The sequence below is a fragment of the Pseudomonas nitroreducens genome, from assembly GCF_010994165.1.
In the GTDB taxonomy this organism is placed as follows: Bacteria; Pseudomonadota; Gammaproteobacteria; order Pseudomonadales; family Pseudomonadaceae; genus Pseudomonas; species Pseudomonas nitroreducens.
This window is the reverse complement of the sequence record NZ_WMBX01000003.1, coordinates 732870-747609: the sequence shown is the minus strand read 5'-3', so window position 1 is coordinate 747609 and position 14740 is coordinate 732870. Positions and strand designations below refer to the sequence as shown.

Here is a 14740-nt window from a genome sequence, read left to right as displayed (position 1 = left end):
CCGCCTTCAGCGAAGGCGGCGCCAGGAGACTCCCCATGTCCCGTACCAGCCTCTTCCAGCGGCTGTTCGCCGGCGCCTGGCTGTTCGCCTGCGTCGCCTTCGCCCTGATCGCCTGGCAACTGCAAGCGCCCTTCTCCTACGAACCGGTCGGCCCGCGCGCCTATCCGCTGCTCTGCCTGGGCTTGATGGCTGCCGGCCTCGCCTGGCTGATCGTGCGGCCCACACCGATCAAGCGCGAGGACGACGAGCCCGCGCTGGAAGGCGCGCTGCTGGCCAAGGTGGTGCTCTGCGTCGCGCTGCTGGCGGTCTACGCCGGGCTGTTCGAGCCGCTGGGCTTCATCCCCGCCAGTGCCCTGGTCGGCACCTTCATCGCGCTGATCTACGGCGGCCGCCCGGTGGCCAGCGTGGTCACTGCCACGCTGCTCGCCATCGGCCTCTACGTGCTGTTCGACCGCACCCTGGACGTCCCGCTACCGCTGGGCATCCTCGATCCCCTGCTCTGAGGACTGAATCATGGATACGTTGAGCTACCTCGGCCAGGGCTTCGGTGTTGCCCTGACCCCCTACAACCTGATCACCGCGCTGATCGGCACCCTGATCGGCACCGTCGTCGGCCTGCTGCCGGGCCTGGGCCCGATCAACGGCGTGGCCCTGCTGATCCCGGTGGCCTTCGCCCTCGGCCTGCCGCCGGAGTCGGCGCTGATCCTGCTGGCCGCCGTGTACCTGGGTTGCGAATACGGCGGACGGATTTCCTCGATCCTGCTGAACATCCCCGGCGAAGCCTCCACCGTGATGACCACCCTCGACGGCTACCCCATGGCACGCAACGGCCTGGCCGGCGTGGCCCTGTCGCTGTCGGCCTGGAGCTCCTTCATTGGCGCCTTCATCGCCACCTGCGGCATGGTGCTGTTCGCCCCGCTGCTGGCGAAATGGGCGATCGCCTTCGGCCCGGCGGAATACTTCGTGCTGATGGTCTTCGCCATCGTCGCCCTGGGCGGGCTGGCCGGCGACCGGCCGCTGAAGACGCTGCTGGCAGCGCTGCTCGGGCTGTTCCTGTCCAGCGTCGGGATCGACGCCAACAGCGGCGTGTACCGCTTCACCTTCGACAATATCCACGTCTCCGACGGCATCCAGTTCGTGGTGCTGGTACTGGGTCTGTTCTCGGTCAGCGAAATCCTCCTGCTGCTGGAGAAGACCCACCACGGCCACAAGATGGTCGAGGCCAGCGGACGCATGCTGTTCAACGCGAAGGAAGCGGCCTCGGTGGCGGTGGTCAACCTGCGCTGCGGCCTGCTCGGCTTCATCATGGGCGTGCTGCCCGGCGCCGGCGCAACCCTCGCCAGCGCCGTGGCCTACATGACCGAGAAGAAGATGGCGGGCGAGTCGGGCAAGTTCGGCAAGGGCGACCTGCGCGGCCTGGCCGCCCCGGAAACCGCCATCGGCGCCTCCGCCTGCGGCGCCCTGGTGCCGATGCTGACCCTCGGCGTCCCCGGCTCGGGCACCACGGCGGTGATGATCGGCGCGCTCAGCCTGTACAACATCACCCCCGGCCCGCTGCTGTTCCAGGAACAGCCGAACATCGTCTGGGGCCTGATCGCCTCGCTGTTCATCGCCAACGTCATGCTGATCATCCTCAACGTGCCGATGGTCCGGGTGTTCACCCGCATCCTCTCGGTGCCGAACTGGGCGCTGGTGCCGGGCATCGCGATCATCACCGCCATCGGCGTGTACGCCGTGCACGCCACCACCTTCGACCTGTTCCTGATGGTCGCCATCGGCATCCTCGGCTACATCCTGCGCAAGCTGGACTTCCCACTCTCACCGCTGCTGCTGGGCTTCATCCTCGGCGGGCTGATGGAGCAGAACCTGCGCCGCGCGCTGTCCATCTCCAACGGTGAACTGGGCATCCTCTGGTCCAGCCCCATCGCCATCGGCACCTGGGCACTGGTCGCGCTGATGCTCGGCCTGCCGCTGCTCCGCGCCTGGCGCAAACGCGCCCGCCGCTCCCGCGAGGCGCTGGCTGACGCCGCGTAAAAGCAACCACGCTCGCCGCGTCGAGACGCGCGGCGACTTTCAAGGCCCGCCGTCGTGCGGGCCTCTTTTTGGGTAAGCGATCAAACCGGCGGCAGCGACCAGTCGATGGGCGGAAGGCCGTGCTGTTCGAGGAACTTGTTGGTGCGGCTGAAGTGGCCGTTGCCAAGGAAACCACGGTAGGCCGACAGCGGGGACGGGTGCGCGGACTTGAGCACCAGATGCTTCTGCGCGTCGATCAGCTTCTGCTTGCTCTGGGCATGGGAGCCCCAGAGCAGGAATACCAGGTTTTCACAGCGCTGGCTGACCACTTCTATCACCTTATCGGTGAACGGGCCCCAGCCCGACTGGGCGTGGGAACCGGCGCGAGCCTGCTCCACGGTCAGCGAAGTATTGAGCAGCAGCACGCCCTGCTCGGCCCAGTGCTGCAGACAACCATGATTGGGAATCGGAATGTTCAGATCGCGTTGCAGCTCTTTATAGATGTTCTGCAGCGACGGCGGCGTCGGCACTCCCGGCTGCACCGAAAAGCACAGGCCATGGGCCTGGCCGGGGCCGTGGTACGGGTCCTGGCCGATGATCACCACCTTGATGCGCGCAAGCGGCGTGGTGTTCAGCGCGTTGAAGATCAGCGGGCCGGGCGGGAAGATCACCTTGCCGGCGGCCTTCTCCGCGCGGAGGAATTCGCCCAACTGCTTCATGTAGGGCTTCTCGAATTCCTCGTGGAGGGCTTCTTTCCAGCTGGGTTCCAGCTTGATCCGATCTTCGTTGGTCATGGTGCGTCTGCCTGGTGAAACGAACCGGCACGCTAAGCAAGCGCCCCGGTCAAGTCAAGGCGCCTTGCGCCGCACCGCCCACCAGCCCGGCAAACGCGGCACACCGCTGCCCAGGCCGGCGAGCATCCACACGACCACGGCAAGGGTCAGACCCAGGTGAAACAGCTCACGGCGTGGCACACCGGCCAGTTCACCGCGGGTACCGATCAGCAGGCCGCTGCCGATGAACAGCAGCGCGCCGAGCAGGGCCAGCAGATGTCGCCGCGAGCGCCCCGGCCAGGCGATGACCAGAAGTGCAACGAGGTTGGTCAGCAGCGTGGCCTGGGACGGCAGCATCACCAGCGCCATGCACGCCAGCAACACCAGCGCGCGCTGCAAGGGCGAACCGGAGAGCCGCCCCAGCGCGATCAGCGGCAAGCCGACCGCACCGGAGAGCACGCTCGCCAGATGATGGGGTTCGGCCAGCACTGCGGCGCCACCGTACTCCAGCGCCCCGAGAAACGCCGCAGCGCCCATCGACACGAAGCCCAACGCCCGCCAACCCTGTTGCTCGCGCAGGGCGAGCCAGGCGGCGATGCAGCAGGCCAGGGTCAGCAGCAGTTCGGCGATTACGGGCAGCATGGGGCATTCCTTTATTGTCGTCGCCGCAGACTAGCGAGCCTCGACTCGATCTGCACGGTGTCACACGCCATCCCGGTAGACGCCGCGCGTCAGGCTCAACCGGTATGCAGCGCCCGGTAGTGACTGGGCGCCATGCCTACCACGCTCTTGAACAGCCGCGAGAAGTAGTACGGATCGGCGTAGCCCAGCTGCTCGGCGACCTGGCGCACTTCCAGGTTGCCCTGGTCGAGCAGGCGACAGGCGTGGGTCATCTTCAGCCGGATGAAATCCTGGATCGGCGCCTGGCCGGTCAGCGCGCGGTAGGTCTTGGCGAAGTGGAAGCGCGACAGGCGGAACTGCGCGGCCAGCTCGTCGAGGTTCAGCGCGTCGTGCAGATGCTCGCGCATCATCGCCTGCACTGCCTCCACGTCCAGCACCCGGCCGGACTTCAGCCGCGCCCGCGCCGGGCGCAGGGCCAGGGAAGTCAGCAGGCTCTGCAGCAGATGGGCGGCATGGATGAAGTGCGGCAGGCTCAGGCCCTGGCGGCGCAGGGCCAACAGTGCGTCGAACTCGCCCAGAAGGCGTGGCTGCACACCCACGCGCAGGCGCGGCGACTTGCCCAGCGGGCGGAGGAAATCCTCCGCCAGCCGGCCTTCCAGGTGCACCCAGAAGATCGACCAGGGCCGCTGCGGATCGGCGCCATAGGCATGGGCACGGCCCTTGGGCAGCACCAGCAGGTCACCGCTGGAGACCTCGAATCGTCCATCTGCTGTTTCCAGCCAGCCTTGCCCGGCGCTGCAGTAGATCAGCAGGTGATCGTCCGGGCTGTCCCGCTCCATGCGGTGCCCCACGGCTGCCGGGTAGTAGCCCAGGGCCAGTGGATAGCAGGCCTGCCCCAGCGGATGGCGGTCCAGCGCGCGGCGCAGGCGTGGCGGAGTGATGAAGCGCACGCCCTGCTGTGGCAGCGGCCAGGTGGAAATGAGCGGGCGGGACACGGCTGGCCTCCGGAATCGGCAATGCCAAGATCGTCCATCCATTGCCCAAGATCGTCAATCCACAGCCGCGGGCGCAACCGCTATAACCGGAAGTCTCCAAGCGAAAAGAACGCGTGCCGCCACGCACGCCGCTGTAGCCGACAAGAATAAACAGAGGTAGCTGCATGCATTTCGATCTGTCCGAAGAACAACGCCTGCTGGTGGACAGCGCCCGCGCCTTCGCCAGCCGCGAACTGGCGCCCCACGCCGCCGACTGGGACCGCCAGCACCACTTCCCGGTGGAGGTCATCCGTCGCGCTGCCGAACAGGGCTACCTGGGCCTGTACATCGCCGAAGAGGACGGCGGCCTGGGCTTGTCGCGGCTGTCCGCCTCGCTGATCTTCGAGCAACTGGCCGCCGGCTGCGTCGCCACCACCGCCTACATGACCATCCACAACATGGCCAGCTGGATGCTCGCCAGCTTCGGCGACGCCGCGCTCAAGGAGCAATGGCTGCCGGGGCTGATCGGCGGCGAGTTGCTGGCGTCTTATTGCCTTACCGAACCCGACGCCGGCTCCGACGCCGCGCGCCTGCGCACCCGCGCCAGGCGGGATGGCGACGACTACGTGCTCGACGGCGCCAAGACCTTCATCTCCGGCGCCGGCAGCACCGACGTGCTGATCGTCATGGCGCGCACTGGCGAGGAAGGCGCGAAGGGCATTTCCTGCTTCCTGGTGCCGGCCAACGCCGAGGGCATCCGCTACGGCCGCAACGAGGACAAGATGGGCTGGAAGGCCCAGCCGACTCGCACCATCACCTTCGAAGGCGTGCGCATTCCCGCCGGCAACCGCATCGGGCCGGAAGGCCAGGGCTTCGTCTATGCCATGAAGGGCCTGGACGGCGGCCGCCTGAACATCGCCAGTTGCTCCCTCGGCGCGGCCCAGGCGGCGCTGGAGCAGTCGCTGCGCTACGTCGAGGAACGCAAGCAGTTCGGCAAGGCGCTGGCCGAGTTCCAGGCATTGCAGTTCAAGCTCGCCGACATGCTCACCGACCTCACCGCCAGCCGGCAGATGGTGCGCCTGGCCGCGCACAAGCTGGACCACAAGGACGGCGAGGCGACGCTGTATTGCGCCATGGCCAAGCGCTTCGCCACCGACCGCTGCTTTGTGTTGTGCAACGAGGCGCTGCAACTGCACGGCGGCTACGGCTACCTCAACGACTACCCGCTGGAGCGCTGGGTGCGCGACAGCCGCGTGCACCAGATCCTGGAAGGCACCAACGAGATCATGCGGGTGATCGTTGCCCGCCGGCTGCTGGAGCAGGGTGGGATGCTGGATCGTCTGCTCTGATCCGCACCCCACCAATCACTGGAAAAACCGCCCGCCTGCGCGGGCGCAATCGAACAGATCGGACATGGACGCGCCCTGCCGCGCGCACCTAGAGTCCATGCCCAAGACCGCCAAGGAGATGCCCATGAGCAACGCCCTCGAGCCCTACAAGCCCGGAGTCTTCGACCTGACCCACAAGCTGACGGTGGAAAAGCACGGCCACACCGCACTGATCACCATCAACCACCCGCCGGCCAACACCTGGGACCGCGACTCGCTGATCGGCCTGCGCCAGGTGATCGAGCACCTGAACCGCGACGACGACATCTACGCCCTGGTGGTGACTGGGCAGGGGCCGAAATTCTTCTCCGCCGGCGCCGACCTGAACATGTTCGCCGACGGCGACAAGGCCCGCGCCCGCGAGATGGCCCGCCGCTTCGGCGAAGCCTTCGAGGCGCTGCGCGACTTCCGTGGCGTCTCCATCGCCGCAATCAACGGCTACGCCATGGGCGGCGGCCTGGAGTGCGCGCTGGCCTGCGACATCCGCATCGCCGAGCGCCAGGCACAGATGGCCCTGCCCGAAGCTGCCGTGGGCCTGCTGCCCTGCGCCGGCGGCACCCAGGCGCTGCCGTGGCTGGTGGGCGAAGGCTGGGCCAAGCGCATGATCCTCTGCGGCGAGCGCGTGGATGCCGAGACGGCGCTGCGCATCGGCCTGGTCGAGCAGGTCGTCGACACCGGCGAGGCACGCGGCACGGCCCTGCTGCTGGCGGCCAAGGTCGCGCGCCAGAGTCCGGTGGCGGTGCGCACCATCAAGCCGCTGATCCAGGGCGCCCGCGAACGCGGCCCGACCACCTGGCTGCCGGAGGAGCGCGAGCGCTTCGTCGACCTGTTCGACGCCGATGACACCCGCGAAGGCGTGAACGCCTTCCTGGAGAAACGCGATCCGCACTGGCGCAACCAATAAGGCCCCGACCATGAATGTGATGTTCGAAGAACGCCCCGGCCTGCACGGCTTCCGCATTGGCGTGGTGACGCTGGACGCGGAGAAGAGCCTGAACGCCCTGAGCCTGCCGATGATCGAGGCGATGAACCATCAACTGCGCGCGTGGAAGGACGACCCGCAGATCGCCTGCGTGGTGTTGCGCGGCAACGGCGGCAAGGCCTTCTGCGCCGGCGGCGATGTGCGCAAGCTGGTGGACGCCTGCCGCGAGCAGCCCGGCGAGGTTCCCGCCCTCGCCCGCCGCTTCTTCGCCGACGAATACCGCCTGGACTACCTCATCCACACCTACGGCAAACCGCTGATCTGCTGGGCCCACGGCTACGTGATGGGCGGCGGCATGGGCCTGATGCAGGGCGCCGGCGTGCGCATCGTCACGCCCAGCAGCCGCCTGGCCATGCCGGAAGTGAATATCGGCCTGTACCCGGATGTCGGCGCGAGCTGGTTCCTCGCCCGCCTGCCCGGCCGCCTCGGCCTGTTCCTCGGCCTGACCGCCACGCAGATGAACGCCCGCGACGCACTGGACCTGGACCTCGCCGACCGCTTCCTGCTCGATACCCAGCAGGAAGACCTGATCGAAGGCCTGGTGCAACTGAACTGGCGCGAACAGGCCGACGTGCAACTGCACAGCCTGTTGCAAGCGCTGGAAAACGAAGCCCGCGGTGAATTGCCGGATGCCCAGTTGCTGCCACGCCGCGAGCGCCTGGATGCGGTGCTGGACAGCGCCAACATCGCCGAGGCCTGGCACGCCCTCACCGCACTGGCCGATGACGAGGACACGCTGATCGCGCGGGGAGCGAAGACCCTCGCCTCGGGCTGCCCGCTGACCGCTCATCTGGTCTGGGAACAGATCCGCCGCGCACGCCATCTGTCGACTGCCGAGGTGTTCCGCATGGAGTACGCGATGAGCCTGAACTGCTGCCGCCACCCGGAGTTCCCGGAAGGCGTGCGGGCCCGGCTGATCGACAAGGACAACACCCCGCACTGGCACTGGCCGGATATCGCTGCCATACCTGATGCTGTGGTGAATGCGCACTTCGACGCCACCTGGGAGGGCGAGCATCCGCTGGCGGATCTTTAGCCGCCGCTGCCGTCCTCTGTAGGAGCGAGCTTGCTCGCGAACCAGCCCAGCAGCGAATCCGTTCGCGAGCAAGCTCGCTCCTACAAAGAGCAAAAGCGCTGGAGTGCCCTGCGGTCCAACAGGAGGAAACCAGCATGCAAACCATCGCCTTCATCGGCCTCGGCCACATGGGCGCCCCCATGGCCGCCAACCTGATCAAGGCAGGCTACCTGCTGCGCGTGTTCGACCTGGTGCAGAGCGCCATCGACGGCCTGGTCGTCCAGGGTGCCAGCGCCGCCCGCAGCGCCCATGACGCGGTAGACGGCGCCGACGTGGTGGTCACCATGCTGCCGGCCAGCGGGCACGTCGAGGGGCTGTACCTGGGCAACGAGGGCCTGCTGGCGCACATTGCCCCCGGCACCCTGGTGCTGGAGTGTTCCACCATCGCCCCCGCCTCGGCACGCAAGGTCCACCAGGCTGCGGCCGAGCGCGGTATTCCCATGCTCGATGCACCGGTCTCCGGCGGCACCGGCGGCGCCATCGCCGGCACCCTGACCTTCATGGTCGGTGGCGACGCCGAGGTGCTCGAACGCGCCCGCCCGGTGTTCTCCGCCATGGGCCGGAACATCTTCCACGCCGGCGGCGACGGAGCCGGGCAGGTCGCCAAGGTGTGCAACAACCAGTTGCTCGCCGTGCTGATGATCGGCACCGCCGAATCCCTCGCCCTCGGTGCCGCCAATGGGCTGGACCCTGCCGTGCTGTCGGAGATCATGCGCCGCAGCTCCGGCGGCAACTGGGCGTTGGAGGTGTACAACCCCTGGCCCGGTGTCATGGAGAATGCCCCCGCCTCACGCGGCTACACCGGCGGCTTCATGACGTCGCTGATGACCAAGGACCTGGGTCTGGCGCTGGAAACGGCGCAGGTCAGCGGCAACAGCACGCCCATGGGCAGCCTGGCACTGGCGCTGTATCGCCTGCTGGTGAAACAGGGCCATGGCGAGCAGGACTTCTCGGTGGTGCAGAAACTCTTCGATAACTGACCTTATTGTGAAGCCACGCTTACGAGTGCATGGCGTGAGGGTGGCTTTATCCACAACCGCGCCGGGTCGAAGATGAATCACCTGCCGCCAGCGCGCGGCGATTTCTCCCACAAAGGTGATTCCATGAACATTGCCCTGATCGGCGCGACCGGCCACGTTGGCCACTACTTCCTCGAAGAAGCCCTGCGCCGCGGCCATAGCGTGACCGCGCTGGTGCGCGACCCGGCGAAGCTGCCGGCGCGCGAAAACCTCAAGGTGGTCCAGGCCGACATCTACGACCCGGCCCAGGTCGTCCGCGCCGTGGCCGGGCAGGACGTCGTGGTCAGCGCATTCAATGCCGGCTGGGGCAACCCGGATATCCGTGGCGCCCACGCCAAGGGCAGCCGCGCCATTCTTGACGGCGTGAAGGCGTCCGGTGTGAAGCGCCTGCTGGTACTCGGCGGTGCCGGCAGCCTGGAAATCGCCCCCGGCCAACGTCTGGTGGACAGCCCGGAATTCCCCGAGCAATGGAAACAGGGTGCACTGGGCGCCGCCGACGCGCTGGACCAGTTGCGTGCCGAGAAGGAACTCGACTGGGCTTTCCTCAGCCCGGCGATGCTGCTCGACGGCGAAACCCGCACCGGCAGCTTCCGCATCGGCGGCGACCAGGTGTTGTTCGATGGCAACGGCGAGAGCCGCATTTCCCTGCCGGACCTGGCGGTGGCGATGATCGATGAGGCCGAGCAGGCCAATCATCATCAGCAGCGGTTTACCGTGGCGTACTGATCTGACGGGCAGAAAGAAAAAGGGCCACCCGATGGGGTGGCCCTTTTTTGTGCAGGCACTCTCGACTTACCGTTCCCGCAACGCCTCCGCCTTGGCCCGCAGAATCGGCTTGAGCAGGTAGCTGAGGATGCTCTTCTTGCCAGTCATGATGTCCACGGTGGCGATCATGCCGGGGATGATCAGCAACGGTTTGTCGTCGCTGCCCAGGTGGCTTTTGCGGGTGCGCAGCTTGATCAGGTAGAAGCTGTTGCCGTCCTCGTCGGTGACGGTGTCGGCGCCAATCTGCTCCAGGTCCGCCGGCAGGCCACCGTAGATGGTGTAGTCGTAGGCGGTGAACTTGACCATGGCGTGCTGGCCGGGGCGCAGGAAGGCGATGTCCTGCGGACGGATGCGCGCTTCCACCAGCAGGGTGTCGTCCAGCGGGACGATCTCGATCAGGTCGCTGCCCGGCTGGATCACACCGCCGATGGTGTTCACCAGCAGCTGCTTGACGATGCCGCGCACCGGCGAAGTGACCAGGGTGCGGCTGACGCGATCCTCCAGCGCCTTACCGGTGGCGGTGGCCTTGCTCAGTTCGGTGCGGGCTTCGTTGAGTTCCTTCAGCGCATCGCTGCGGAAGCGCGAACGGGTTTCGGCAACCTTGCGCTCCACTTCCTTCACCGCTGCCTCGGCCCGCGGGATCGCCAGGGTGGTGGCATCGAGCTGGCCACGGTTTTCCACTTCACCGCGTTTCAGGCGCAGCAGCTCTACCTGGGACATCGCGCCCTGCGCCACCAGCGGCTCGGACATGGAAATCTCCTGGCGCAGCAGGTTCAGGCTGTTGCGGTACTGCGCCTGCTTGGAGACGAACTCGCGCAGTTCCTGCTGCTTCTGCACCAGCTGTTGCTGCAGGCCGTCGGTTTCGTCCTTGAGCTGCTGCTGGCGGCTGTGGAACAGCGCCTCTTCACTGCTGGCCTGGCCGGGCACCTTGGCGCGCACATCGTCGGGGATGTTCAGCGCGCGCTCTTCCACCTCGGCAGACAGCCGCTCCACCCGCAGGAACATCGCCAGGCGGTCGGCCTCGGTCTCGCCGACGTTGGACTGGAAGCGCGTCGGGTCCAGGCGCATCAGTTGCTCGCCGGCCTGCACCACCTGCCCTTCGTGGACGAATATCTGCGAGACGATGCCGCCTTCCAGGTTCTGGATCTTCTGCACCTTGGACGAAGGGATCGCCTTGCCCTCGCCGCGGGTGACCTCGTCGATCTGCGCGAAGTGTGCCCAGAGCAGCAGGAAGGCGACGAAGCCGATGAGGATCCAGATGGTCAGGCGCACCACGCGCGGCGCATCCTCGATCAGCGCCTTGCTGACTTCCGGAAGCGGCTGGCCGGAGAGGTTGTCGCCGCCCTTGAAATAGCCACGGACAGAGTGGCGGATACTGCCCAGAGGATTAAGCGACACTGATCTGCCCCTTCTTCAGTGCATCCATGACCACGTCCTTCGGACCGTCGGCAATGATGCGTCCCTTGTCGACGATCACCAGGCGGTCCACCAGGCTGAGCATGGAGGCGCGGTGGGTGACCAGCAGCAGTGTCTTCTCGCCCATGATCGATTGCAGGCGCTGTTTCAGGCGCTCCTCGCCGGCGTTGTCCATGGCGCTGGTGGGTTCGTCCAGCAGCAGGATCGGCGGGTCGAGCAGCAATGCGCGGGCCAGGGCGACGTTCTGCCGCTGGCCGCCGGAGAGGTTGTGGCCACGCTCGCCGACCTGCAGTTCATAGCCCTGCGGGTGCAGGCGGACGAACTCGTTCACGCCGGTCAGCTCGGCCACTTCCAGCACGCGTTCGTCATCGATATAGCGCGCGCCGCTGACCAGGTTGTCGCGCAGGGTGCCACTGAACAGGCTGATGTCCTGCGGCACGTAGCCGATGTTGTGGCGCAGCTCGCTGATGTCCAGTTGGCGCACGTCGGCGCCGTCCACCAGCAGGTTGCCGTTCTCGGGCTGGTGCAGGCCGACGATCAGCTTGGCCAGGGAGCTCTTGCCCGAGCCGCTGCGGCCGATGATGCCGACCTTCTCGCCGGCGCGGATCTGCAGGTTGATGCCATGCAGCGCCGCGACCTGCTGGTTCGGGTAGGCGAAGTCGAGGCCGCGCATCTCGATGCCGCCGCGCAGTTGCGAGCGGGTCAGCGGACGTTCGTCTGCGTTGCGCTCCTGCGGCAGCTCCATCATCTGGTTGGTGGTGGCCATGGACAGGCGCGCCTGCTGGTAGCGCTGGATCAGCCCGGAGAGCTGGGTCAGCGGGCCGAGCGCGCGGCCATTGAGCATGTAGCAGGCGATCAGACCGCCCATGGACAGGTCGCCGGCGATGATCAGGTAGACACCGCCGATGATCATGACGACCCCGGCCAGCGCCTGGATCAGCACGGTGATGTTCATCGCCAGGGTCGACAGCAGCTTGACCCGCAGTTCCAGGCGGCTGAGGGTGCCGATGGTCTGCTCCCAGAGGTACTGGCGCTCGCTCTCGGCATTGTTGACCTTCACCGCGTCGAGGCTGGCGAGTGTCTCGATCAGGCTCGACTGGCGCTCGGCGGCCAGCGCCATGGTGCGGTTCATGGTCTCCACCAGCGGCTTCTGCAGCAGCCAGCCCAGGCCCGCGGCCAGCGGGAAGGCAACCAGCGGGACGAACACCAGCGGCCCGCCGATGATGCCGATCACCAGCAGGATCAGCAGGGTGAAGGGCATGTCGATCAGGGTGGTCAGCGTGAGCGAGTTGAGGAAATCGCGCAGCGTCTGGAATTCGTGGATGTTCTGGGCGAACGAGCCGACCCGCGCCGGGCGGTACTTCATGCTCATGCCGACGATGCGTTCGAACAGCGTCGCCGAGATGATCAGGTCGGTCTTCTTGCCGGCCAGGTCCAGGCACAGGCCGCGCATGGTCTTGAGCAGCAGGTCGAACAGGTAGGCGCCGCTGATGCCGATGGCCAGCACCCAGAGGGTGGCGGCGGCCTGGTTGGGCACCACGCGGTCGTAGACGTTCATGACGAACAGTGGAGCGGCCAGGGCGATCAGGTTGATCAGCAGGCTCGCAGCGACGGCGTCGACGTAGAGCCAGCGCGAGCGCTTCAGGGTGTCGCGGAACCAGCTCTTGGCGCGCGGGATCAGCTCGCCATGCTGCAGGTCGAACTTGTGCTGCGGCTGGGCAAAGAAGGCCTGGCCGGCGTAGTCCTCGCTCAGCAGCTCGCGGGAAACGCGCACTTCACCGCCGTCGCTTTCCGACAGCAGCAGGCGCGCATCGCCATTGCTTTCCCAGCCCAGCAGCACCGCGCAGCGCCCTTCGCGCAGCAGCAGCATCGCCGGCATGGCAAGGGCCGGAATCTGCCCGAGCTTGCGCTGCAACAGGCGCCCTTGCAGGCCGGCGCGAGCCGCCGCACGGGGCAGCAGCTCGGCGGACAGGCGCTGCTCGGGCAGCGGCAGGCCGCTGGTGAGCATGGCGCGGCTGGCCGGCTTCTGGTGCAGCTGACAGAGCGTCAGCAGGCTGTCCAGCAGCGGATCGTCGAGCAGACCGCGCGGATCGTGGCTTAGGGGTACTGCGCTGACTTCTTGATCCACGCGGATGCTCTCTCGGGCAGGTTAGTTAAGGCCGGGCAGCTGGACTCGCGGCTTGATGTCTTCGGAAGCCACTGCAGCCATCGGTGCTACCACGCCCTGGCTCTTGAGCAGTTCGCCCAGAGTGGCCTTGATGCGGTACTGGGTGAACAGCTCGGTGTACTTCAGGTCGACCAGACGGCGCGAAGCGTTGAACAGTTCGTTCTCGCTGTCCAGCAGATCGAGCAGGGTGCGCTCGCCGATGGTGAACTGCTTCTGGTACGCCTCGCGCACGCGGGTGCTGTAGTCCACGTACTGGCGAGCGATCGGCAGCTGGTCGCGGGCGTTGTTCAGGGCGTTCCAGGACAAACCGAGTTCCTCGTTCAACTGGCGCAGGGCGTTGTTGCGGATATCCAGGGCCTGGTTCGCCTCATAGGACTTGGCTTCCAGCTCGGCCTTGTTGCTGCCACCGGCGAACAGGTTGTAGCGCATGCGCAGCATGGCCTGCCATTCGTTGTTGTGGCCTTCTTCTCCGTCGAGGTTGTTATCGGCACCACGGGAAAGTTCTGCATCGAATCTCGGATAGAAGGTCGATTTCGCTGCGTCGTACTGTTTCTCGGCGGCGGCCACGTCGGATTCTGCGGAGCGCAGGATCGGGCTGTTCTCCACCAGCTGGCGACGGGCGGCCTGCAGATCTTCCGGCAGCTGGCCGGCAAGACCGGTCGGGTCGCTCAGGTCCACCGGATCGCTGCCCACCACGCTGTAGTAGTTGGTGCGGGCGTCGGCCAGGTTGGTCTTCTCGGTCATCAGGTTGTTCTGCGCCTGGGCCAGGCGGGCCTCGGCCTGGTCCTGGTCGGCGAGGCGACCAACGCCGCGGGCACTGCGCAGGCTGATCTGGTCGTAGACGCGCTGGTGGTTCTTCAGGTTTTCCTCGGCCAGACGAACCATTTCCTGACGACGCAGCACATCGGTGTAGACCTGGGCGACATCCAGCGCGGTGCGCTCGGAGGTTCCCAGCAACGCGTAGGCGCGGGAGTTCACGTTGGCCTGCTGGCGGCCGACTTCGCTGGAGGTGGCGAAACCGTCGAACACCATCTGGCGCAGGGCGAGGTTGGATTCGCCACGGTTCAGGGTTTCCCAGTGGTCGCCTTGGCCACGGGTGGTGGTGTTGTCGGAGCCTTCACGGCCATAACCGGCGGTCAGGTCGACGGACGGCAGGTAGCCCCCCTTCGCTGCACGCAGCTGCTTGTCCGCGGCGAGTCGGGAGTTCACCCCGGCCTGGATTTCCGGGTGGTACTCCAGGGCCTTCTGCATGGCCTGGTTGAGCGAGTCGGCGTGGGCGGGCAGGACGAATGAAAGGGCGAAGGGCACTACAGCAGCGAATCGCATACGCATGAGGAAAACATCCTTATCAATGGGATAGCCGCAGCGATTCGATTGCCGCCAATAGCGTCAAAAGACCGGCGAATGCGCTGCAAGGAAGCATCGAAAAGCGTGATGTATTTCACGCTAAATTTTTTTACGCGAGCACCCGATATCAAAGTGACATCGATTTGCCAATTGTTTAGGATGGCAATCGAATGGTCAATACATTGGCATATACGTAATTT

At 66.4% G+C, this 14740-nt stretch carries 13 protein-coding genes; 7 read left to right on the top strand and 6 right to left on the bottom strand.

Annotated features, from left to right (window positions below; genetic code table 11):
* The first annotated feature begins 35 nt into the window (after positions 1-35).
* Positions 36-503 carry a tripartite tricarboxylate transporter TctB family protein gene (locus GJV37_RS16720; RefSeq protein ID WP_038803784.1) on the top strand — a complete coding sequence of 156 codons (468 nt, stop codon included), beginning with the start codon at positions 36-38 and terminating at the stop codon, positions 501-503.
* A gap of 10 nt (positions 504-513) precedes the next feature.
* Entirely contained in the window at positions 514-2034 is a 1521-nt protein-coding gene (locus GJV37_RS16715) for a tripartite tricarboxylate transporter permease (protein ID WP_084359662.1), read from the top strand.
* A gap of 80 nt (positions 2035-2114) precedes the next feature.
* Here GJV37_RS16715 and ung read toward each other — a convergent pair whose 3' ends face one another.
* The 3 genes from ung to GJV37_RS16700 form a co-directional block, all read right to left on the bottom strand.
* Positions 2115-2807: a uracil-DNA glycosylase gene (ung, locus tag GJV37_RS16710; protein WP_065083962.1), complete on the bottom strand. Its 693-nt coding sequence runs from the start codon at positions 2805-2807 to the stop codon at positions 2115-2117.
* Positions 2808-2861: 54 nt separating this feature from the next.
* A complete protein-coding gene (locus GJV37_RS16705; RefSeq protein WP_170859133.1) occupies positions 2862-3428 on the bottom strand; it encodes a hypothetical protein in 567 nt (188 codons plus the stop codon).
* A 95-nt stretch (positions 3429-3523) separates the two neighbouring features.
* On the bottom strand, positions 3524-4444 hold the full coding sequence (locus GJV37_RS16700; RefSeq protein ID WP_051445676.1) for an AraC family transcriptional regulator: 921 nt from the start codon (positions 4442-4444) through the stop codon (positions 3524-3526).
* 122 nt (positions 4445-4566) lie between these two features.
* On the opposite strand from GJV37_RS16700, the gene GJV37_RS16695 reads away from it, so the two are divergent.
* The 5 genes from GJV37_RS16695 to GJV37_RS16675 all read left to right on the top strand — a co-directional run bounded on the left by GJV37_RS16695 (position 4567) and on the right by GJV37_RS16675 (position 9571).
* On the top strand, positions 4567-5730 hold the full coding sequence (locus GJV37_RS16695; RefSeq protein ID WP_065083960.1) for an isobutyryl-CoA dehydrogenase: 1164 nt from the start codon (positions 4567-4569) through the stop codon (positions 5728-5730).
* Between the two features lie 124 nt (positions 5731-5854).
* Positions 5855-6673, top strand: coding sequence for an enoyl-CoA hydratase (locus tag GJV37_RS16690; protein WP_065083959.1), 819 nt, complete (start codon positions 5855-5857; stop codon positions 6671-6673).
* A gap of 10 nt (positions 6674-6683) precedes the next feature.
* On the top strand, positions 6684-7787 hold the full coding sequence (locus tag GJV37_RS16685) for an enoyl-CoA hydratase/isomerase family protein (protein ID WP_065083958.1): 1104 nt from the start codon (positions 6684-6686) through the stop codon (positions 7785-7787).
* A gap of 134 nt (positions 7788-7921) precedes the next feature.
* Positions 7922-8806, top strand: coding sequence for a 3-hydroxyisobutyrate dehydrogenase (gene mmsB, locus GJV37_RS16680; RefSeq protein WP_024765519.1), 885 nt, complete (start codon positions 7922-7924; stop codon positions 8804-8806).
* Between the two features lie 123 nt (positions 8807-8929).
* Positions 8930-9571 (top strand): NAD(P)-dependent oxidoreductase, encoded by a 642-nt coding sequence (locus GJV37_RS16675; protein ID WP_193452752.1) that lies wholly within the window; start codon positions 8930-8932, stop codon positions 9569-9571.
* Between the two features lie 66 nt (positions 9572-9637).
* Here GJV37_RS16675 and GJV37_RS16670 read toward each other — a convergent pair whose 3' ends face one another.
* Genes GJV37_RS16670 through GJV37_RS16660 form a run of 3 tightly spaced genes read right to left on the bottom strand, consistent with a single transcriptional unit; the run spans position 9638 to position 14525 of the window.
* On the bottom strand, positions 9638-11008 hold the full coding sequence (locus GJV37_RS16670) for an HlyD family type I secretion periplasmic adaptor subunit (protein WP_024765517.1): 1371 nt from the start codon (positions 11006-11008) through the stop codon (positions 9638-9640).
* Complete coding sequence (locus GJV37_RS16665; RefSeq protein WP_037016425.1) at positions 10998-13154, bottom strand: type I secretion system permease/ATPase; 2157 nt, start codon at positions 13152-13154, stop codon at positions 10998-11000. The genes GJV37_RS16670 and GJV37_RS16665 overlap by 11 nt, the downstream gene beginning before the upstream one ends.
* A 21-nt stretch (positions 13155-13175) precedes the next feature.
* Positions 13176-14525, bottom strand: coding sequence for a TolC family outer membrane protein (locus tag GJV37_RS16660; RefSeq protein WP_037016421.1), 1350 nt, complete (start codon positions 14523-14525; stop codon positions 13176-13178).
* Positions 14526-14740 lie beyond the last annotated feature (215 nt).